Genomic DNA, 21,286 nt, shown 5'->3' with positions numbered 1-21,286 from the left:
AATCAGAAAGGAAGTGGAAAATGTTTTATAAAAATCGTACAGAGTCAACAGAAATTAAGATGTTTCGTTCGTTAGACGGGCGTATGCAATTATCACCTAAAGAGAAAAGCTATTTTATAAACCAAGTAAAAGGCTATGATGGTGAAGTACTATTCGATCAACAATGGCTCACCCAACTCCCCAATTGCACCATCCTCAATGACTTGCTCCTCGAAATAAACAACAATACATTTCAAATTGATTCCATGATTGTTTCCGATACAACCAATTATTTTTTTGAAGTGAAAAATTTTGAAGGCGATTTTATTATTAACGATAAAAAATGGTTTACTGTCAGTGGAACCGAGATTCAAAATCCTCTCATACAACTAACAAGAAGTGAAACATTATTAAGAAAATTACTTCTTGAATTAGGAATTACAACCCCATTAGTAGGATACGTTATTCTAGTCAATCCTGAATTCCACTTGTATAATGCCCCTCATATCCCTTCCCTCATTTTTCCAAACCAGCAATCACGCTTTCTCGCTAATCTAAGCAAACAACTAACATCTCCTAGCAAAAAGGTAGAAAAAATTGCTAATCAATTGAAAGCAATGCATATAACGGACACTCGTTTTACAAAAGTACCTTCATACCAATTTGAGCAGTTGAAAAAAGGAATTCTTTGTGGTGGATGTGGGCGGTTAATTAGAAAATCGCAGTCTGGGAAAATTGTATGCACATGCGGGGCAATAGAAAATTCCACACCCGCCATTTTGCGCAGCATAGATGAATATAGATTACTATTCCCGGAAAGAAAAATTACTACTAATGATATTTTTGAGTGGACTGGGGGAGTCGTGTCGAGGAAGGTTATTTGGCGAATTTTAAAACAGAATTTCGCGATCACAGGGCATGGGAAATCCGCACATTATATTATAAAAGAATGAAAATTAACATCCAACATTTATAGTCTTCTAAGATGGGAATCATATGACCGCTTTGATTCCCATGCACCATTGTTTTCTCCTCAAATGGGAATCATACGACCGCTTTGATTCCCATCACCACTGATTTCTTCGCAAATGGGAATCATACGACCGCTTTGATTCCCTTAAACCACTACTTTCTTCGCAAATGGGAATCATACGACCGCTTTGATTCCCATCACCATTGTTTTCTTCGCAAATGGAATCATACGATCGCTTTGATTCCCATGCACCATTGTTTTCTACTCAAATGGGAATCATACGACCGCTTCGATTCCCATGCACCATTGTTTTCTACTCAAATGGGAATCATACAACCACTTTGATTCCCTTACACCATTACTTTCTTCGCAAATGGGAATCATACAACCACTTTGATTCCCATGCACCATTGTTTTCTACTCAAATAGGAATCATACGATCGCTTTGATTCCCATGCACCATTACTTTCTTCGCAAATGGGAATCATACGACCGCTTTGATTCCCATGCACCATTGTTTTCTACTCAAATGGGAATCATACAACCACTTTGATTCCCTTACACCATTACTTTCTTCGCAAATGGGAATCATACGACCGCTTTGATTCCCATCACCACTGATTTCTTCGCAAATGGGAATCATACGACCGCTTTGATTCCCTTAAACCACTACTTTCTTCGCTAACGGGAATCATACGACCACTTTCATTCCCATACACTGTTGTTTTTTTTCTTAATTTGATCTTCTGAAATAAAAACCAACCGCTCCCCATCCACTGGAGAGCGGTTCCCTTTATATTAAACTACGAACTTACCAGCATCTATCAATCGATCGGCTGCTTCTCTCTTTTTGGCAATTACATTGATTGGTGTGTGGCGAGTGAGTTTCCGTAGGGCGGAGTTCATCATACGGAAGGTGTCTCCTTCTTCGATTGCGGCTAGGCATTCACGTGCGTATTGATCTACTTTTACAATGGAGTCTTGGCAGAAGATCTGCGTATAGAGCATTTTTTGTGTGCTCTTATTGACGCCGTCACGATTGATTGCTTTTTCAGTACGGAGGACGACGGATTCCATTGCATATACGAATGAGACGATATCCGCTAATTTGGCTAAGATTTCTTGCTCTTTTTCAAGCGCTGTTCCGTATTTTTGTGCACCGAGGCCAGCAATCATGAGCGCCACTTTTTTCGCACCTTTAACTAATTGTTTTTCCTGTGCCAATGGTTCGTCACCAGGTTCTTCCGGCATTAGCATCATTAGTTCTTCTTGCAGTGATTGTGCTTTTTCTAATAGAGGTAATTCGCCTTTAAATGCTTTTCGTAAAAATGTACCTGGGACTAGCAAGCGATTAATCTCATTTGTACCTTCAAATATGCGGTTGATTCTGGAATCACGATACGCTCTTTCAATCTCGTATTCTTGCATATATCCATATCCACCATGTATTTGTACACCTTCATCCACCACATGGTCGAGTACCTCGGAGGCGAATACTTTATTTAAGGAGCACTCAATCGCATATTCTGCTATTGAACTAGCAACTTCGGTTCCATTTTTCACTTGTTCATCTGTTAGTAAGCTCATCCGCTCTTCAAAAAGACCGACAGTACGGTAAACGGAGCTTTCTGCAGCATATACTTCCGCACCTAATGTTCCAAACTTTTCTTTTGTCAAATTGAATTGTGCGATTGGTGTTTTAAACTGTTTTCTTTGACTTGCATATTGCAACGTAATTTCTAATGCACGCTTAGACCCGCCTATAGCTCCAACTCCTAATTTATAACGGCCAATATTCAATATATTAAACGCGATTCGATGTCCTTTTCCAGCTTCTCCTAATAAATTCTCCACTGGCACTTCCGCATCTTCTAAAATTAACGTTCTAGTAGAAGAGCTTTTAATTCCCATCTTTTTCTCTTCAGCACCTGTGGATACACCCGGAAAATCTCTTTCCACTATAAAAGCAGAGAACTGTTCACCATCAATTTTTGCATAAACAATGAAAATATCTGCAAATGCTGAATTTGTAATCCATTGTTTTTCCCCATTTAAAATATAATGTGTGCCTTCAGCGTTTAGTTTTGCATTTGCCTTCGCTCCTAATGCATCCGATCCTGAGCCAGGTTCTGTTAGAGCATAAGCAGATAGCTTTTCACCAGTGGCTAGAGCAGGTAAGTACTTCTTTTTCTGTGCTTCATTTCCAAAGAGGACAATAGGTAAGGAACCAATCCCGACATGTGCACCATGAGAAAGTGAAAATCCACCTGCCCGCGCCATTTTTTCTGTAATTAATGAGGAACTGACCTTATCGAGCCCTAATCCATCATATTCTTCAGGTACGTCCGCTCCGAGTAATCCCAATTCACCTGCTTTTTTCAGAAGTTTAACCGTGCGATGAAACTCATGATTTTCTAAATGTTCCACCTCAGGAATGACTTCATTTTCTACAAAGTCGTCAGTCGTTTTCGCAATCATTATATGTTCGTCTGTATAATCTTCAGGAGTAAATATTTGATCTGGGGTAATATCATCAATTAAAAACGAGCCGCCTTTAATAAACTTCTTCGTTTCATTTGCCATTTTCATTCCTCCATCCAAAATACATTACACCAGCACAACTTAGCCCTAACATGCGCTGAAAAATCCAACATAAAGTCACATTAACTCAAACACGCCGGCAGCACCCATTCCTCCACCGATACACATAGTTACAACGCCAAATTGTACGTTACGTCGTTTCATCTCATGTGCAAGAGTAAGAGTTAATTTTGTACCTGTACAACCAAGTGGATGTCCGAGCGCAATGGCACCTCCATTTACATTTACAATATCTTCATTAAGTCCTAATTGCCTAATAACCTGTATCGATTGAGATGCAAATGCTTCATTTAACTCGAATAAGCCTATATCATCAAGTTCCAACCCAGCCATTTTTACAGCCTTAGGGATTGCTTCTATTGGACCAATTCCCATGATTTCTGGCGGTACTCCAGCAACGGCGAATGATCGGAATCTTACAAGTGGTTGCAATCCTAATGATTTTGCTTTTTCATGCTCCATTACTAACACAGCAGCAGCACCATCACTCGTCTGTGAAGCATTTCCTGCAGTAACAGTTCCATTAATTGCAAATGCTGGTCGCAACTTTGCCAAAACATTTGTATTTGTATCTGGGCGCACTCCCTCATCTGTGGAAAATTCTATATTCCTTTCTACTAATTTATGATTTGAATCTACTACTCTTTTTGTAACAGTAACTGGAATAATTTCATCTTTGAATTTACCGGCAGCAATTGCTTTCGCTGCCTTTTGATGACTTCTTACTGCAAAAATATCTTGATCTTCTCTTGAAATAGAATACCTTTTTGCTACCTCTTCAGCTGTGTGCCCCATACTCATATAGTATTGTGGAGCCGTTTCCGCCAATTTCACATTTGGTCTAACAACATGCCCCATCATTGGAACTAAACTCATCGATTCGGTGCCACCTGCAATAATCGTGTCAGCGTTACCTAGCATAATACGTTCCGCAGCATAAGCAATCGTCTGTAAGCCAGATGAACAATATCGGTTAACTGTAATGGCTGGTACCGAATCTGGAATGCCAGCTAATACACTAATATATCTTGCCACATTCATTCCTTGTTCTGCTTCAGGCATTGCGCAACCTATGATGACATCATCAATATTTCCCTCATAATTGCCGGCGCGTTTTAGCGTTTCTTTCACTGCGATTGCCCCGAGATCATCTGGGCGCATGTGTGCGAGTGCACCCTTTTTCGCCTTTCCAACAGGTGTTCTTGCTCCGGAAACAATTACCGCTTCTCGCATTCCTTTCCCTCCATATCTCCTCAATTCCTTAATGGTTTTCCCTTCACGAGCATATGTTGCATGCGCATTTGCGTCTTTGGTTCCATCACTAAACTTAGGAAAGCCTCTCTCTCTAAATCAAGTAAGTATTGTTCATCTACTTCTGTTCCGTATGGGACTTTACCACCAGAAATTACGAAGGCTAATTTCTTAGCAATTTCCATATCATAGTCTGAAATATAGCCTGATAACCGCATCGCTTGTGCCCCAAGTAAAAGAGTCGCATATCCCGTTTCTCCTGTGACAGGTATTTTTTCACGAGCAGGTGGTTTATACCCTTTATCATACAATTGAATGACTGCTTGTTTTGCATCATAAAGGAGGTGGTCTGGGTTTACACTTATTCCATCTATCTCATTTAAAAAATTAGCTTCGCGGGCTTCGTGTGCAGAAGTGGAAACTTTCGCCATCGCAATTGTTTCAAACACTTTATTTGCCACCTTTTGTAAGTCTACCTCGATACCTGCTGACATCCTCTTCAATGTTTTCATATATAATTCTTTATTACCGCCACCACCTGGGATAACTCCTACACCTGTTTCAACTAGGCCGATATATGTTTCCAATGATGCTTGAATATGTGCTGCCGGCAAGCAAACTTCTGCACCACCACCTAATGTCATTCCAAATGGAGCAACGACAACAGGTTTTTCGCTATATTTAATTTTCATCATTGCTTGTTGAAATTGACGAACGACCATATCAATTTCAAAAATATCGTCATCTTGTGCCGCCATTAATATCATGGCAAGATTAGCTCCAACACAGAAATTTTTGCCTTGATTTCCGATAACAAGACCCTTATACTTTTTCTCCGTCTCATCAATGGAGTAATTGATCATTTGGATGATATCGAATCCAATTGCATTATTAGGAGATTCAAATTCCAGAAGAACTACATCGTCTCCTATATCAATTAAACTCGCACCACTATTTTTCTTTAAAAGTTTTCCTTGTTGTTTCAACTCTTTTAAATTTATTTCTTTTGGATTTTTTACCAGTTCTTTATAATCACCATTATTGTAATACTTACCAGCCGCATAGAAAGAAGTATATCCTGCAGCAAGCATGTCTTTTACCCATGGAGAAACAGCAATTCCATCGGACTCCATCTTCTTAACTGCTGTCTCTACTCCAATTGCATCCCATGTTTCAAAAGGTCCATATTTCCAGCCAAATCCCCATTTCATTGCATTATCAATAGCAACTATATCATCAGCTATTTCTCCTACTAATTCAGCTGAGATTGCTAGAACCGGCGCAAAGATATCCCACAAAAACTTACCTGCTTTATCGTCTGAATATACGAGAGACTTAAGCTTTCCTGCAGTACCTTTCACTTGCTTTACTAGTTGTAATCCTGGAGTTTTTAATTTTTTTTGCGGTTCGTATTCCATCGTCTCCGGATTTAATTCGAGAATTTCTTTCCCTTTTTTCAAATAAAAGCCTTGCCCAGACTTACTACCGAGCCATTGATTATCATTCATTTTTTTCATAAAATTAGGCACTTCGAATACTTGTTTCTCATTTCCTTCCACATGCTCATACACGTTATTAGCAACATGTATAAATGTATCAAGACCAACAACATCCAACGTACGGAATGTTGCGCTTTTCGGACGACCAATCAAAGTTCCCGTTATCGAATCAACTTCTCCAATACTTAACCCACTTTTTAGCATTTCTCGCACAGTAACTAACAATCCATATGTGCCAATACGATTTGCAATAAAGTTAGGTGTATCTTTCGCTATTACAACACCTTTTCCTAGCGTATTTTCACTAAAAGCATGCATAAACTTAACTAATTTTTCATCTGTTCTTTTGGTAGGTATAATTTCGAGAAGCTTTAAATATCTAGGGGGGTTAAAAAAATGCGTTCCCATAAAATGCCTTTGAAAGTCTTCTGAACGCCCCTCTGCCATCGCCTCTATGGAAATACCTGAAGTGTTCGAACTTATGATAGTACCTGGCTTGCGATACTCATCTACTTTGGCAAAAAGTTGCTTTTTTATCCTCAGATTTTCTACAACAACTTCAATAATCCAATCGACTTCGGATAATATGTGTATATCGTCTTCCAAGTTACCTGTAGTAATAAACAACAAGCTTTCGCGATGTGTTAAAGGAGCTGGTTTTTGTTTTTCTAACTGTTTTAAAGCATTATTAGCAAATCGATTCCGGACTTGTTTATCTGATAACTCTAATCCTTTCTTCCTTTCATCATCCGTTAATTGCTTCGGGACTATATCGAGAAGATGTACACGGATTCCAATATTCGCTAAATGTGCTGCAATACCAGATCCCATTACTCCAGAGCCAAGTACAGCTACTTTTTTGATACTGTACGTCAATTAATTTACCTCCTTCAACATCTTGAATGAATGCTCATTCATTTTTTTCTCTACAAAGCAAAATAGGCATAATTCAATAAAATATATGCAGCTGGACATTCATTTACGATTAATGTCACGAAGATTATATGCACATGGATGGAAAATTAGTAAAAAGAAGCAAATTTCTCTGATTCAACCATTAATTTCACATCGTTATCACATAAAAAAAGAATCATTAGGAATGCTAATTGTGTAAAAGAAAAGGAGGGAGTATACATGCAAAATCAACAAAACCAACAGATGCCAAATATGATGCAGCAACAAGGAAATATGCAGCAACAAGCAATGCAACAACAAAATATGATGCAACAGCCGCCACATATTATTACAACGAAAGATGCTTCTTATATTAACGATATGTTGGCTTGGAATTTACTAGCGATGAAAAAGGCACACTTTGCAGCACAACAATGTCAAGATCAGCAAGTTAAAAGTGTGCTAGAAAAGTGTGGACAGATGCACCAACGTCACTATGAAAAAATTCTTAGTCACTTACAGGAAAAGCAACATTCCAATACGTTAATGCAATAAGGAAAGGAGGAAAAAATGATGCAAAACCAACAACAAAACAGTCAAAAAATCCAAAATCCAGAGACACAAGTTCCTAAAACTCCGCAAATGAATGATCGCGATTTTGCGAATGATTTACTGTCTTATGAAAAATATATGACAGCTGGATATTCAACTGCTTTGAATGAAGCTAGTCATCAACATCTGTACGAGGATTTACTAGCCATATTTAATGAAACACAAAATTGCCAACGGGAGTTGTTTAATGTAATGTTTCAAAAAGGCTGGTATAAATTTGAAGCAGAAAGTGAGCAGAAAATCCAGCAATCTTATCAACAATTTTCAGGCTACTCTACACAGTTTCCATATGGGGGAACAGTTCAATAAACATATTAAAAGGAACAAACTTACTATGAGTTTGCTCCTTTTTTGTTTATAAAAAAAGAAGGATCTTAAAGATCCTTCTTTTATTCATTATCCGATGCAAACATGTATTTTTTATAATGATATCGTATCGACAGTATTACTCCCATTGCCATCATATTTCCTAGGAGTGAGCTACCACCGTAACTGATAAATGGTAAAGGTATACCTGTGATAGGAACTACTTGAATCGTCATACCGATATTTTGGAATACGTGGAATGCTATCATGGCAATAACCCCAACACATATATAGGAATAAAAAGGGTTTTTCGTATCCAGTCCCGTTTTAGTAATTTGATAAATTAACAAGAAGAATAAACTGATGACAATGCTACCACCAATAAAACCAAATTCTTCTCCTATTGTACTGAAAATATAGTCAGAGTGTCTTTCTGGTATATAAACTTCTCCATTCCCAATTCCTTTACCTAATGTTTGTCCCGATCCTATAGCTAATAAAGATTGCACAAGTTGAAACCCTTCGTTAGAACTATAACTATAAGGATCTAGCCAAGAATAAATACGGGCTAACTGATACTGGTCTACACCAACCTTTGCTAATAGGTCTGCATGTTGTATTGCTAAGTATAAAACAGTACCACCGACAAGGAAGATGGTAGAAAAAAATGGCAATAATATTTTCCATGTTATACCAGAAACAAAAATCATTCCTAAATATATAGATAGAAATACTAAAGATGTTCCTAAATCAGGCTGTTCCATAATTAATGCAACAGGAAGAATGATAAAAAATGATATTTTTGCTAATAACCATAAATCAGATTGTACTGTTTTATCCGCAAACTTCAGATGATGACTGGCTATAAGTTTTGCTATTAGGATAATAGTAAAAATCTTCATAAATTCTGACGGTTGGATCTGACCCAATCCAGGTATTACATACCAACTTTGTGCTCCGTTTCGGTACGGAGTAAAATCTGTAATTGGAGCAACGGCTAGTCCAAGTAGTAATAGTAATCCAAAACCATATAAGTACCATGATATTTTTTTCAATTGATCAGAATCAAATTGCATTACAACAATCAGTACAATTGTTCCAATTACATACCACATTACTTGTTGTAAGGCGAAATTAGCTAAATATTGATCAGACGCTTGGGCACTGTATATTGCAATTAAGCTGACAAGTGCCATTAACATCAAAGTTAAAACGATACCGTAATCTAATTTGGGGATTTGCTTTTTTTGAGAAGTCATCACTTCGTCTCCTCTATACTATAAATTGCTATATCACTTCTATATGTCATCTTACCATTATACAGAATGAACGGAAACTTAAAAAGCAACAATTAACATATAGAGATTTTCAACAAAAAAAAATATCGCTTCCTATTATATAGAAAGCGATATTTTCATTCACTTTATCTTAATCACCAACGGCGATCATTTGGTTTTGGACATTTACTTTCCGGAATTTTTGCACGGTACTCTACTAAACTACCACTATGCATGCAAGTTGTCCCATATTGCAGTGATGGGCAATTTCTGCAGATTCCTAGCCTTTCTTGGTAAACTTCTTCTGAGACCAAATCTATTCCGTTTTGAACAGCATCATCCAACATATTCGCAATGTCACTGGCAGAGATATGAACATTATGTGTACAACTTTTACATACTTGTTCCATTTGCTTCACCTTATTGTACTGCTAAGACAACAACAGACATAGGTGGAAGGCTAACTGAAAGTGATTGTCCATCGATTTTCACATCGGAAAAATCAACTGGTTTCACATTATTAGGTTGTTCAAATGTGTTATGAGCATTCATTTCATTTGCTGTTAAAATTGTACCTGTTACACTTGCAGCCTCTAAATCCATACCTCGTAAATCAAACTGCAAGTCCGCACTATTTCGATGGTCTAAGTTACACAGACTAATATGCACTTTTCCATCTTTATCTTTAGATGCAGACACACTAGTTTGTGGCAATGCTTCACCGTCAAATTCATATTCATTTACCTGAGCGTCGACCGCAAGCAATGTCGCATCTTGGTGAACCTGAAACATATCAAAAACATGATATGTTGGAGTAAGTATCATCTTTTCTCCTTCTGTTAAAATCATTGCCTGTAGAACGTTAACCGTCTGAGCAATATTAGCCATTTGCACACGGTCTGCATGTTTATGGAAAATATTAAAATGTATACCTGCAACAAGTGCATCACGGATTGTATTTTGTTGGTAAAGGAATCCAGGATTTGTACCTGGTTCAGGATCAAACCAAGTTCCCCATTCATCAATAATCATACCAATACGTTTTTTCGGATCATACTTATCCATAATGGTGCTGTGGCGTTGTATGAGTGTATCCATGTGCAGTGCTTTCTTTAAGGTAATAAACCATTCAGCTTCAGGGAAATCTGTAGCTGACCCTTTCCCTTTCCAAAAGTCTCCAGGAATGGTGTAATAGTGCAGACTTAAACCATCCATAAACCGGTGGGCATTTTTCATTAACACTTCCGTCCAATTATAATCGTCCACATTCGCTCCACCAGCAATTTTGTATATGCGGTTATCTCCATAATTTCTTACATATGTTTGATAACGACGATATAAGTCAGCATAATATTCAGGACGCATGTTTCCGCCGCAACCCCAGTTTTCATTGCCGACACCAAAGTATTTTAATTTCCAAGGTTCTTCTCTGCCATTTTCTCTACGCCAATTCGCCATTGGAGATTCACCATCAAATGTCATATACTCTACCCATTCAGACATTTCCTGAACTGTTCCACTACCAACATTACCGCAAATATATGGTTCGGCTCCAAGCATTTCACAAAGCATCATAAACTCATGTGTTCCAAAAGAGTTATCTTCTACTACTCCACCCCAGTGGGTATTAATCATTCTTTTTCGATTTTCCCTCGGACCAATTCCGTCTTTCCAGTGATATTCATCTGCAAAACATCCTCCTGGCCAACGTAAAACAGGAATATTAATATTCTTTAGAGCTTCTAATACATCATTGCGAACGCCATTCGTGTTTGGGATTTCTGAATCTTCTCCTACCCAAATCCCCTCGTAAATTCCGCGGCCTAAATGTTCAGCAAAGTGACCATAAATATTTTTATTGATTGTTCCTTTTTCTACATCTGTATTTATCACTACATGATTTTTCAACGTCATTCACCTTCTATTATTATTTTTTCTATAAAAAGGAGTTGCCCCAAAAGGCCACTCTTCTCGAATCGTTTTTTTGTCCACTATTGCGGATAATAAACTTCAACGAGGAGGTTAGTCAGGACAACTCCAAATATTCATTATCTATATAGGAGGTCATTCCAACGTAACTCATTTTGGAATGCATGTGTTTTAGTGTCATTATTAATTAACACAGATTCAATTCCTACTAGTTCAGCAAAGTCTTTTAATTGCTCTGCAGTAACTTTGTATGAGAAGCAAGAGTGATGTGCTCCCCCAGCCATAATCCAGTTTTCTGCTCCTTGTGCAAGAGATGGTTGTGGTTTCCATAGTACTCGGGCTACCGGTAATTTCGGCATATCCTTTTCTAGTTTTACAGCATCTACTTCATTAATTACCAAGCGGAAACGGTGTCCGAGATCAATAATTGAAGCATTCAACGCAGAACCGCTATCTCCATCGAAGACAAAACGTGCTGGGTCTTCCTTGCCACCAATTCCAAGTGGGTGTACTTCAATTCTAGGCTTTGTTGCTGCAATAGTCGGACAAACTTCTAACATGTGTGAACCTAGGACAAGCTCATTACCTGGCTCAAAATGGTATGTGTAATCTTCCATGAAGGAAGTACCTTTTCCACCCGCTATAATTTTCATTAATCGCACTAATGCTGCAGTTTTCCAGTCTCCTTCACCAGCAAATCCGTAACCTTGTTCCATTAATCTTTGAACAGCTAATCCCGGTAGTTGGCGCATACCATGAAGATCTTCAAATGTTGTTGTGAACGCAGTATATCCACCATCTTCTAAGAATGATTTCAATGCTATTTCGATTCTAGCTTGGTAGCGAATCGCGTCTCTTACATCCCCATCTGTTTTTCCTTCTTCAACAATGTCATACTGTTCTTCATACTCAGCCATTAGAGTATCTACTTGTTCTTCGGATACGTCATTAATGATATGAACTAAATCACCGATACCGTATCCATTTACAGTCCAACCTAGTTGGATTTGAGCCTCTACTTTGTCTCCTTCTGTAACTGCTACTTGACGCATGTTATCACCGAAACGCGCCACTTTTAAATTCTGGCTCTCATTAAAAGCAACTGCAGTCCTTTGCCAAGCACCAATACGTTCACGTACTTCATCATTTTCCCAATGTCCAACAACTACTTTACGCGTAACATTCATTCTGCTACCAATAAATCCGTATTCACGGTCACCGTGTGCAGATTGGTTTAAGTTCATGAAGTCCATATCAATTGAATCCCATGGAATATCACGATTATATTGTGTGTGCAAATGTAATAGTGGTTTCTTTAATGTTTTTAATCCAGCAATCCACATTTTAGCTGGTGAGAATGTGTGCATCCATGTAATTACTCCCGCACAGTTTTCATCAGCATTCGCTTCTAAGAATAAGCGACGAATAGCATCAGATTCTTTAACAACAGATTTAAATACCACTTTATACGAAACAGCTTCATCACTATCAATTCCAGCTGCGATTTGTTTTGAATGCTCTGCTACTTGTACTAGAACGTCTTCTCCATATAACAATTGACTTCCAGTAACAAACCAAAATTCATATTCTTTCGTCTTTAGCACAGGTATTCCCCCTAGGTAAGTTAGTTAGTATGAAAAATAATTGAATCTATTAAACTGAGTTTTACAGTATAAGAAGCGGGCACCATTCACTTTTTTCTGGCTAGCTACAGGTGCCATCCGCATTTTCTATCACTTTTGTCCGTAGTATGCGCCAGGTCCATGTTTACGGAGGTAATGCTTGTCTAATAAATATTGATCGATGAAGTCGATTTGTGGATTAAGTTGTAATGTGTGTAGTGCCATTTTCGCAACTTCCTCTAGCACAACTGCATTATGAACAGCTTCATCCGCATTTTTCCCCCAACAGAACGGAGCATGACCTGCAACGAGTACCCCTGGCATAGCTACTGGATCTATATTATTTTTTGTAAATGTCTCAATAATGACATTACCTGTTTCTAATTCATATGCTTCTGTGATTTCTTGTTGTGTTAATCGTCTAGTTACTGGAATATCACCATAATAATAATCAGCGTGTGTCGTACCGAGCGCTGGGATGGATCGTTCAGCCTGAGCCCAGCTTGTCGCCCATGGAGAATGAGTGTGAACAACTCCACCTATATCAGGGAACGCCTTATATAGAGCTATATGGGTAGCAGTATCGGAAGAAGGTCTTAAATTCCCTTCGACGATATTTCCATCCAAATCAAGTACGACTAAATCTTCTAGTTTAAGAGCTTCATATTTCACACCACTTGGCTTAATAACAACAAGTCCTTCTTCACGGTCTATACCGCTTACATTTCCCCATGTAAAAGTGACAAGGCCATGTGCAGGTAGTGCTAAATTCGCTTCTAATACTTCTTGCTTTAGTTTTTCTAGCATTTTATTTCCTCCTGTTTAAGACAAATAGAGGTGATGGAATGAACATAATAGTCACTAAGATAAATAGATGTAAGTATTTATTAAGCTAACACTTTGCCTTTTTTAATTTTCTTTAATGTTTTCATAACATCATTTGCGCCGCGGCCAAAGTAATCATAAAGCTTAGAGTATTCGGCATAAAGTTGATCATAAACATCAACATTATCATTAATTGGTACGTATGTTTCATCTTTCACACGTCCCATTTCTTTCGCAGCATCCTCGATACTATCGTAGCCGCCCCGCTCACTACCTGCTGCAACTGCTCCAAACATAGCAGATCCTAATGCTGGTGTTTGAGAAGATGCAGAAATCTTAATTTCCATATTTAATACATCCGCATAAATTTGCATCATTAAGCTATTTTTCTCCGCGATACCACCACAAGCATAAACCTCATCAACTGGCACACCATTGTCACGGAAAGCTTCTACAATTGTACGAGTACCATAAGCAGTAGCTTCAATTAATGCACGATAAATCTCTTCTGGCTTTGTTAGTAAAGTTGCACCTAATAATACTCCAGTTAAATCTGCATCTACTAAAGTGGATCTATTTCCGTTCCACCAATCAAGCGCTAATAAACCGCTTTCACCAACTTCAAGTTTTCTTGCTTTCTCTGTTAGAAGCACATGGATGTTTACACCTTTTTCTTCCGCTTCTTTGTAATAGCTTTCTGGAACACAGTTTTCGATAAACCACTCGAAATGGTCACCAACACATGATTGTCCTGCTTCATAGCCCATATATCCAGGGATAACTCCATCTTCTACTACTCCACACATACCTGGTACAATTTCTTCTTTTTCGCCGAGTAAAATATGACATGTAGAAGTTCCCATAATCATTAATAGTTTTCCTGGTTCCGTTATACCAACAGCCGGAACAGCGACATGGGCATCCACATTTGCAATTGCAATTGCAGTTCCTGGATTCAAGCCAATCATATTTGCTGCTTTTAACGTTAATTCTCCTGCTTTGGAACCAATTGGAAAAATATCTTTAGATAGTTTTTCTTCTACAACATTTTCTAGACGTGGATCTAATGCTTTAAAGAAGTCTTTTGATGGATACCCTTCTTGCTTGTGCCAGATTGCCTTATAGCCAGCTGTACAGCTATTCCGCTTAATCTCACCTGTCAATTGTGAAATGACCCAATCAGTTGCTTCTAAAATTTGATCTGCAGCTTCGTATATCTCTGGAGCTTCATTTAATATTTGCCATACTTTTGGTATCATCCATTCAGATGAAATTTTCCCTCCATAACGTTGAAGGAAGGCTTCTCCACGTTGTTCTGCAATTTCATTCAAGCGATTTGCCTCATCTTGTGCTGCATGGTGCTTCCATAATTTCACATAACTATGAGGGTGTTTAACATATTCATCTAACATACAAAGCGGGGTACCATGCTCATCAATAGGTAAAACCGTACAAGCAGTAAAATCGATACCAAGTCCGATTACATCATCCTTCGATACACCAGATTCTTTCAATACTTGTGGAATCGTTTTCTGTAAAACTTCTAAATAATCATTTGGATGCTGTAATGCCCAATCATCTTCCAAACGTGTGACACCATCTGGCAAAAACTCGTCCATTACTCCGTGAGTATATTCTTTTACGGCTGTTGCAACTTCACGACCTGTTCCAATTTCAACAAGTACTGCACGACCTGATTGAGTCCCAAAGTCAACACCAATTGAATACTTCATGTCTAATATCCTCCTTCATTAAGGAAAGTTTTATTTTGCAAGAGTACAAGTTTCATGATTTACTTGTACGGATAACTTTAGTTTGATTTTATCATATGTATTATAATTTGCAATAATAATGCTAAAAAAACTGATAAGTATTTTGTATTTTTTCTATAAATCTTTCAAGTTATAAAAGGCTGCTCTAGGAATAATCATCTTGCCCTAGAACAGCCCAAGCTATTAATTTTCGTCTAATTCTGCTTTTAACTTCTCGATCTCAGGTCCTAGTTCTCTCATAGCTGCTTCTTCGATTTGGTTCAATACAGTCTTAGAATCAATATTTTTATCGATTGCTTCCGCGACACGGTCAATATAGATTGGCCAAGCTTGCCCATCTAGTGGTGTCAAACGACGTACTGGAATATCTTCATCAAGTGAATCGTACAACTTGTAATCTTGTTGGCCACCAAGATAATCATTTGTATGCTCTTGGTACCATGGTAAGGAAGTGATGTGCTTCCAAGCTGGTTGGATAGAATCTTCCACGAAGTGTTTCCAAGCTTCTTCTTTAATATTCATCCACTCAACTAATGCCCATGCAGCTTCTTTATTCTTACTTTGTGAAGGAATTACAAATGTAGATCCACCAAGTCCTACATTAAGTCCAAGTGGCATGGAAGTAGCTCTCCATTTACCTGCTTGTTCTGGGAATATATTTCTAAGTTCACGTGCTCCAAAACTTCCAATTGGGAATGAAGCAACTTTTCCTTGGTTCACTAATTGCTTACCTGCATCATCATATAGGATAGAAATTTGTGGTGCCCAACCAATTTGAACTCCTTCTTTTACGAAGTCCAGTAGTTCAGCCATTTTATCATCGTTTCTAGTCCATTTGTACTCTGAATCAAAGTAACCTACAGCATCACCATATTGGATAGCTGGTGAGTCGCGCCATTCAAACATGTAAATTCCGTTAGCTGCGAAAGTTCTTGCAGCATCTAAAACGTTTTCAGGAGATTTTAAGAATTCACCTAATTCTTCCGGATCACTTGGAAGACCATATTGCTCATATAAATCTTCACGATAGTAGAATACACCAGGCGTTACATCCCAAGGAATACCATAGAGTTCTTCACCATCAACTGATTTCCAACGCTCCCAGTTATATTCAGATACCATATCTTTATATTTTCCTGCATTATATGGAGGTTGTAATAAATCTTCTAGTAAACCACCTGTAACATATCTAGGGAACTGACCTTGCTCTACAAGTGCCACATCAGGAGCTCCGCTTCCTGCATTTAAAGTAGTTTGTAACTGGTCATGCATTTGACCAAATTCCAAACCAACAAGGTTTACCTTAACATTTGGATAATCCTTATTGAATTCTGGAATGATTCCATCTTTATACAATGCTGGTTCCGCTTCCCCAGCAAATACCCAAAGTGTAATTTCTCCCTCTAGGTCTGAACCAAATGTTAATTGTAATTCATCTTCTTTATCGTCATTCTTTTTCCCACCATCTTTAGATCCTGTTTCCGTTCCTTTTGAACAAGCAGAAAGAACTAACATAAATACTAAAGATAAAATGATAATACTAAATTTTTTCTTCAAAACATTCTCCCCCTTATATTTTTGTTTTGAATTACATACAGTTTTATCTACCTCTATCTATCACCCCTTTCAAAATAGAACATGTAGTCACTAACGCATACGTACATGTTGTACTACTTCGAAATAATTACCTTTTTCCTATCACGTGTCATAAGCACTAATAAGCGCTTACATTTTTGATAAATTAGAAGAGTAGTAAAACTTACTCCTATATTAAGTCCTTTTGTCGTATGTTGTCAACTATATTTTTCAAAAATTGCTCTTATTTAACAAAAATTGCACATCAAACCTATCATTCTAGCAATACTTGTACGTATAAACAGTGAATGATCTAAATATTTATACCTAGACTTTATAGTCTATACAAGAACATAATAATCTATTACTAAATACTTATTAGCAATTTCTAAACTTACACCGAACCAGACTTTCGAACTAGCGCGTCAGCCTGATTCAGTGATTAGTATGGAATTACTCAAATTAATTTGTATCTGGGCCGGGAATACCAAAATTAGGAGTCCCATCTTCATTCCATGTAAAAACTTTTGCTCTTGCATGACGATTCGGATCCCATAATGGGTCACCTTTGATTTCTTTATAGCTTCGAGCATGATAAATCAAAACATCTTCTCCATTTTCTGAAACTGTAAAACTATTATGTCCTGGACCATACTGGCTTGTTTCTTCATTAGTTTCAAATACTGGAGTTGGACTTTTTGTCCAAGATGTTGGATCTAGCAAATTGCTATCTTCATCTGCAGATAATAAACCCATACAATAATTATGATCTGTTTTACTAGCAGAATAGGAAATAAAGATTTTACCATTTCTCTTTAAGACTGCTGCACCTTCATTTACTTTAAAACCAATTACTTCCCAAGGTAGGTCGGGTTTAGAGATCATCACTTGTTTTGTACTAAGGGTCCAAGGGTTTTCCATTTTGGCGATATATAGATTGGTATTTCCTCCTATTTTTGGATCATGCTGTGCCCAAACGTAATAACGCTCGCCCTTATGTTCAAATTGTGTCGCATCAAGTGAGAATGAATCCCAATCTGTTTTTACTTGCCCCTTTTCAATCCATTCTCCTTCTAACGGGTTTTCAGAAGCATTTTCAAGTGCATACATCCGGATGTCAAAGATTTGGTCTGCTCTTCCTGCAGCAAAGTATATGTACCATTTCCCATCACAAAAATGAATTTCTGGTGCCCAAATATTAGCACTCATTGGTCCACTTTCATATTTTTTCCAAACAGTAACAGGTTCTGCATCTGCTAATCCATGTATTGTTTTCGCTCTTCGAACTTCGATTCGATCATACTTAGGAACCGATCCAGTAAAATAATAGTAGCCATCTGTGTGCTTATAAACCCAAGGATCTGCCCGTTGCTCGATAAGCGGGTTTTTATATGTCGTTAATTGTTTTTGTGCCATGTCCATTCTCCCCCTATTTGGTTTATTCACTTTTTTGTACGGACAACCATTTATAAAAGAATTAGACAAATTCTAATTCTTTATTAATAAATCTCAGCATTGTAAAGCGCTCTCGTAACTGATGAGCTTCTAACATACTCCTTGATATTAATTCATCTTCAATCCCTAATTCGTATGGAGTAGTTTCACCACCAACTTGCTCAATTAGCTTTTCAATAAAAGCAGGCTGCGGGATATTATTTACAATTGATTTAATCTCACTTTTATTTTGTTCTACTTTACTTCTAATCTCATTATTTTTTATTTCACGTGTATTAACTAATACCGCACTTATCTCTTCCTTATATAGTTGGGCAATAATAGCCGTTGTCACAGCAACTTTAGCTCCATGTAATACTTGTGCTCGCTTCTTTTGTAAGAAATCCATTTCCCAATAGTGAGACAAATGATGTTCTCCTCCAGAAGCTGGATGAGATTGTCCAAAAATCAGCATCGCTATTCCAGATAAAATTAATGATTCAATGAGTACCTTAATTCCTTTTTCTTGGTGCATAGCGATACTATCTTTATTTGCAATACATTTTTCAAGTGCTTCTTTTGTTAAAGATTCTACTAGAGGACAATATGGCTCATCATTTAGTAACACACCAAATTTCCAATCGGCTAGAGAAGTAAATTTAGCAATCATATCTCCAAAGCCAGCTGCAATCATCTCGTCTGGAGCTTTTCTTAATATATTAATATCTGCAAAAAGGGCTATCGGTGCTACAGTTTGTACCGTTTGTTTGAAACCCCTTACAATTAATGGTGCACCTAAAGAAGTAAATCCATCAACTGATGGCGCAGTCGGAATAGATATAAATGGTTTACCGATTTTTCCACTACAAAATCTCGTTATGTCATGTATCGTACCAGATCCAACAGCAATTAAAGCATCTACTTCATGTTGATAATTTAGTAAAACCTGGACAATAGACGTTTCATTTGCTAATACAGTTCCAGATTCATCAGCTTCAATTTTACATATTGTATAAGAAGTTTGTTGTGAAGAATCTAAAATATTACACAATTTGGAACCAGCTGCTTCATACGTATTGTCATCTACGACTATTAACACATTTTGAATACCTTTGGATTCCATATATGGTACGGATTGTTCTAAAGCATCATGTGCAACAATAATCTTCTCAATTGGAATGGAATGATGTATATTTCTACATGTACAAGTTGCCATTTCTTTTGTAATGTCTACTAATCTATTATTCATTTCTTGCACCAGGTAGTAGACTTGATTTATTCATCATTAAAGCCATTTATTACCTTCCTTTCTACTACATCTCTCCTATCAAATAGATATATCATTACCTTTAATATAAATATCTTGTGCAGACATGTCAATCTCATTTTGTTCATTTTCATACAAATTCTGTGCACAATCATGTATAATAGTGATTAAATATCAGTACATGATTGAAGAACTGAAAGCAGGGATCGAATGGAAAAGCCAACTAAGTATATGATGGTCATAGATAAAATAAAAGAATGGATTGATAATGGCGATATAAAACCAGGTGAAAAAATTTATTCTGAAAATGAAATGGCCAAGATGTTTAATGTAAGTCGACATACAATTCGGCAAGCAGTAGGAGAACTTGTTCATGAGGGACTTTTATACCGAGAACAAGGTGCGGGTACTTTTTGCTCATCTACTCCTAAATCAAAAAATAATATATCCGATCAAACGAATGTGGAAAAACTACGTGGGAAAAATATTGGAATTATTACAACCTATATCTCCGATTACATATTCCCATCCATTATTCGTGGAATGGAGTCATATTTATCATCTAAAGATTACTCATTAATACTAGCAAGTACAGACAATGATATTGAAAAAGAAAAGCAATGTTTAGAAGCAATGCTAAAACGCAATATTGATGGGGTAATTATTGAACCAACAAAGAGTAGTTCTTACAATCCAAATATGCATTACTATTTAGAACTTGAGCAAAAAAATATTCCTTATTTAATGATTAACCAATTTTATTCACAGTTACAACCACCACATATCATTTTAAATGATGAAAAAGGTGGATTTATTGCTACAGAACATTTAATTAAGAATGGTCATGAGAAAATCATCGGTATATTTAAAACCGATGATTTACAAGGGGTGTATCGTATGAAAGGATTCATACGAGCATTTCGACAAAACCAAATACCATTTTTTAATGAAATGATGATTTCTTATTCTACAGAAGACTTAGATCACGTCTTGAAAGAAAAACTAGAGAATTTATTTGCGGATACGAATAATCTTCCTACAGGAATTGTTTGTTATAACGATACCATCGCACTTTTAGTGATAAATATTTTACGTGAAAAAGGTATTAATGTACCGGATGACGTGTCAGTTGTTGGATATGATGACTCCTACCTATCAGAAGCATCTGAAATAAAACTAACATCTATCACACATCCAAAGATGCAAATGGGAATCGATGCAGCAAAATGGATTGTCTCCACCATCGAAAACAATAATAACAACGAACAAACATCCATTATCTATGAACCTGAACTTGTTATACGTAACTCAACAAAGAAAATAAATTAAGATTATAGGATGTAAAAATCCTCGAAAAAATAAGCCAAACATACTAAGATTAGTGGGTAAGGTCATCGACGGATGATTTTGCCCACTATTTTTCATTTTAGAGTTATAGTGAGAAGTGAAAGAAAGCTCGACCAGCCTCTG

At 37.2% G+C, this 21,286-nt stretch carries 16 protein-coding genes; 4 read left to right on the top strand and 12 right to left on the bottom strand.

The genetic code is table 11. The features are described 5' to 3' along the window. Nucleotides 1-20 precede the first annotated feature (20 nt). On the top strand, nucleotides 21-932 hold the full coding sequence (locus tag ACFPM4_RS19505) for a nuclease-related domain-containing protein (RefSeq protein ID WP_382355548.1): 912 nt from the start codon (nucleotides 21-23) through the stop codon (nucleotides 930-932). An 818-nt stretch (nucleotides 933-1,750) separates the two neighbouring features. On the opposite strand, the gene ACFPM4_RS19500 is transcribed toward ACFPM4_RS19505, so the two are convergent. From ACFPM4_RS19500 to ACFPM4_RS19490, 3 genes are all read right to left on the bottom strand, one after another. Beyond that, on the bottom strand, nucleotides 1,751-3,535 hold the full coding sequence (locus ACFPM4_RS19500) for an acyl-CoA dehydrogenase family protein (protein WP_382355545.1): 1,785 nt from the start codon (nucleotides 3,533-3,535) through the stop codon (nucleotides 1,751-1,753). Between the two features lie 75 nt (nucleotides 3,536-3,610). Beyond that, nucleotides 3,611-4,786 carry an acetyl-CoA C-acetyltransferase gene (locus tag ACFPM4_RS19495; protein WP_382355542.1) on the bottom strand — a complete coding sequence of 392 codons (1,176 nt, stop codon included), beginning with the start codon at nucleotides 4,784-4,786 and terminating at the stop codon, nucleotides 3,611-3,613. Nucleotides 4,787-4,806: 20 nt separating this feature from the next. Beyond that, nucleotides 4,807-7,179 (bottom strand): 3-hydroxyacyl-CoA dehydrogenase/enoyl-CoA hydratase family protein, encoded by a 2,373-nt coding sequence (locus tag ACFPM4_RS19490; protein ID WP_382355539.1) that lies wholly within the window; start codon nucleotides 7,177-7,179, stop codon nucleotides 4,807-4,809. A 291-nt stretch (nucleotides 7,180-7,470) separates the two neighbouring features. Between ACFPM4_RS19490 and ACFPM4_RS19485 the strand changes: the two genes are divergently transcribed. Next, on the top strand, nucleotides 7,471-7,752 hold the full coding sequence (locus tag ACFPM4_RS19485) for a hypothetical protein (RefSeq protein WP_382355587.1): 282 nt from the start codon (nucleotides 7,471-7,473) through the stop codon (nucleotides 7,750-7,752). An 18-nt stretch (nucleotides 7,753-7,770) separates the two neighbouring features. Then, a complete protein-coding gene (locus ACFPM4_RS19480) occupies nucleotides 7,771-8,118 on the top strand; it encodes a spore coat protein (protein WP_144928499.1) in 348 nt (115 codons plus the stop codon). An 80-nt stretch (nucleotides 8,119-8,198) separates the two neighbouring features. Here the strand turns inward: ACFPM4_RS19480 and ACFPM4_RS19475 are convergent, their stop codons facing one another. From ACFPM4_RS19475 to ACFPM4_RS19435, 9 genes are all read right to left on the bottom strand, one after another. After that, entirely contained in the window at nucleotides 8,199-9,374 is a 1,176-nt protein-coding gene (locus ACFPM4_RS19475) for an FtsW/RodA/SpoVE family cell cycle protein (protein ID WP_144928491.1), read from the bottom strand. A gap of 173 nt (nucleotides 9,375-9,547) precedes the next feature. Continuing rightward, the gene (locus ACFPM4_RS19470; RefSeq protein WP_144928488.1) at nucleotides 9,548-9,802 is read right to left on the bottom strand and encodes a hypothetical protein; all 255 of its coding nucleotides are present in this window, start codon (nucleotides 9,800-9,802) and stop codon (nucleotides 9,548-9,550) included. Between the two features lie 10 nt (nucleotides 9,803-9,812). Continuing rightward, a complete protein-coding gene (locus ACFPM4_RS19465; protein ID WP_382355534.1) occupies nucleotides 9,813-11,300 on the bottom strand; it encodes an alpha-N-arabinofuranosidase in 1,488 nt (495 codons plus the stop codon). Between the two features lie 140 nt (nucleotides 11,301-11,440). Continuing rightward, nucleotides 11,441-12,925: an L-arabinose isomerase gene (gene araA, locus ACFPM4_RS19460; protein WP_382355531.1), complete on the bottom strand. Its 1,485-nt coding sequence runs from the start codon at nucleotides 12,923-12,925 to the stop codon at nucleotides 11,441-11,443. Nucleotides 12,926-13,054: 129 nt separating this feature from the next. Then, nucleotides 13,055-13,750, bottom strand: a complete 696-nt coding sequence (araD, locus tag ACFPM4_RS19455) for an L-ribulose-5-phosphate 4-epimerase (RefSeq protein WP_382355528.1) — start codon at nucleotides 13,748-13,750, stop codon at nucleotides 13,055-13,057. 80 nt (nucleotides 13,751-13,830) lie between these two features. Next, the gene (araB, locus tag ACFPM4_RS19450; protein WP_382355525.1) at nucleotides 13,831-15,501 is read right to left on the bottom strand and encodes a ribulokinase; all 1,671 of its coding nucleotides are present in this window, start codon (nucleotides 15,499-15,501) and stop codon (nucleotides 13,831-13,833) included. 222 nt (nucleotides 15,502-15,723) lie between these two features. Then, on the bottom strand, nucleotides 15,724-17,097 hold the full coding sequence (locus tag ACFPM4_RS19445) for an ABC transporter substrate-binding protein (protein ID WP_382355522.1): 1,374 nt from the start codon (nucleotides 17,095-17,097) through the stop codon (nucleotides 15,724-15,726). A 480-nt stretch (nucleotides 17,098-17,577) separates the two neighbouring features. Next, nucleotides 17,578-18,531, bottom strand: coding sequence for a glycoside hydrolase family 43 protein (locus tag ACFPM4_RS19440; protein WP_382355519.1), 954 nt, complete (start codon nucleotides 18,529-18,531; stop codon nucleotides 17,578-17,580). Nucleotides 18,532-18,592: 61 nt separating this feature from the next. After that, nucleotides 18,593-19,798 carry a sn-glycerol-1-phosphate dehydrogenase gene (locus tag ACFPM4_RS19435; RefSeq protein WP_382355516.1) on the bottom strand — a complete coding sequence of 402 codons (1,206 nt, stop codon included), beginning with the start codon at nucleotides 19,796-19,798 and terminating at the stop codon, nucleotides 18,593-18,595. A gap of 228 nt (nucleotides 19,799-20,026) precedes the next feature. On the opposite strand from ACFPM4_RS19435, the gene ACFPM4_RS19430 reads away from it, so the two are divergent. Beyond that, on the top strand, nucleotides 20,027-21,145 hold the full coding sequence (locus ACFPM4_RS19430) for a GntR family transcriptional regulator (RefSeq protein ID WP_382355513.1): 1,119 nt from the start codon (nucleotides 20,027-20,029) through the stop codon (nucleotides 21,143-21,145). Nucleotides 21,146-21,286: the final 141 nt, after the last annotated feature.

It is taken from the genome of Lederbergia graminis, from assembly GCF_042655485.1.
Taxonomy (GTDB): domain Bacteria; phylum Bacillota; class Bacilli; order Bacillales; family Bacillaceae_C; genus Lederbergia; species Lederbergia graminis.
This window is presented reverse-complemented; position numbering and strand designations above follow the sequence as displayed.

Bases quoted from the DNA above. Each gene is read 5' to 3' on its own strand.
- ACFPM4_RS19480 (WP_144928499.1), top strand. From the start codon at position 7,771: ATGCAAAACCAACAACAAAACAGTCAAAAAATCCAAAATCCAGAGACA.
- ACFPM4_RS19495 (WP_382355542.1), bottom strand. From the start codon at position 4,786: ATGCGAGAAGCGGTAATTGTTTCCGGAGCAAGAACACCTGTTGGAAAG.
- ACFPM4_RS19430 (WP_382355513.1), top strand. From the start codon at position 20,027: ATGGAAAAGCCAACTAAGTATATGATGGTCATAGATAAAATAAAAGAA.
- ACFPM4_RS19475 (WP_144928491.1), bottom strand. From the start codon at position 9,374: ATGACTTCTCAAAAAAAGCAAATCCCCAAATTAGATTACGGTATCGTT.
- araB (WP_382355525.1), bottom strand. From the start codon at position 15,501: ATGAAGTATTCAATTGGTGTTGACTTTGGGACTCAATCAGGTCGTGCA.
- ACFPM4_RS19485 (WP_382355587.1), top strand. From the start codon at position 7,471: ATGATGCAGCAACAAGGAAATATGCAGCAACAAGCAATGCAACAACAA.
- ACFPM4_RS19500 (WP_382355545.1), bottom strand. From the start codon at position 3,535: ATGGCAAATGAAACGAAGAAGTTTATTAAAGGCGGCTCGTTTTTAATT.
- ACFPM4_RS19435 (WP_382355516.1), bottom strand. From the start codon at position 19,798: ATGAATAATAGATTAGTAGACATTACAAAAGAAATGGCAACTTGTACA.
- ACFPM4_RS19440 (WP_382355519.1), bottom strand. From the start codon at position 18,531: ATGGCACAAAAACAATTAACGACATATAAAAACCCGCTTATCGAGCAA.
- araD (WP_382355528.1), bottom strand. From the start codon at position 13,750: ATGCTAGAAAAACTAAAGCAAGAAGTATTAGAAGCGAATTTAGCACTA.
- ACFPM4_RS19505 (WP_382355548.1), top strand. From the start codon at position 21: ATGTTTTATAAAAATCGTACAGAGTCAACAGAAATTAAGATGTTTCGT.
- ACFPM4_RS19470 (WP_144928488.1), bottom strand. From the start codon at position 9,802: ATGGAACAAGTATGTAAAAGTTGTACACATAATGTTCATATCTCTGCC.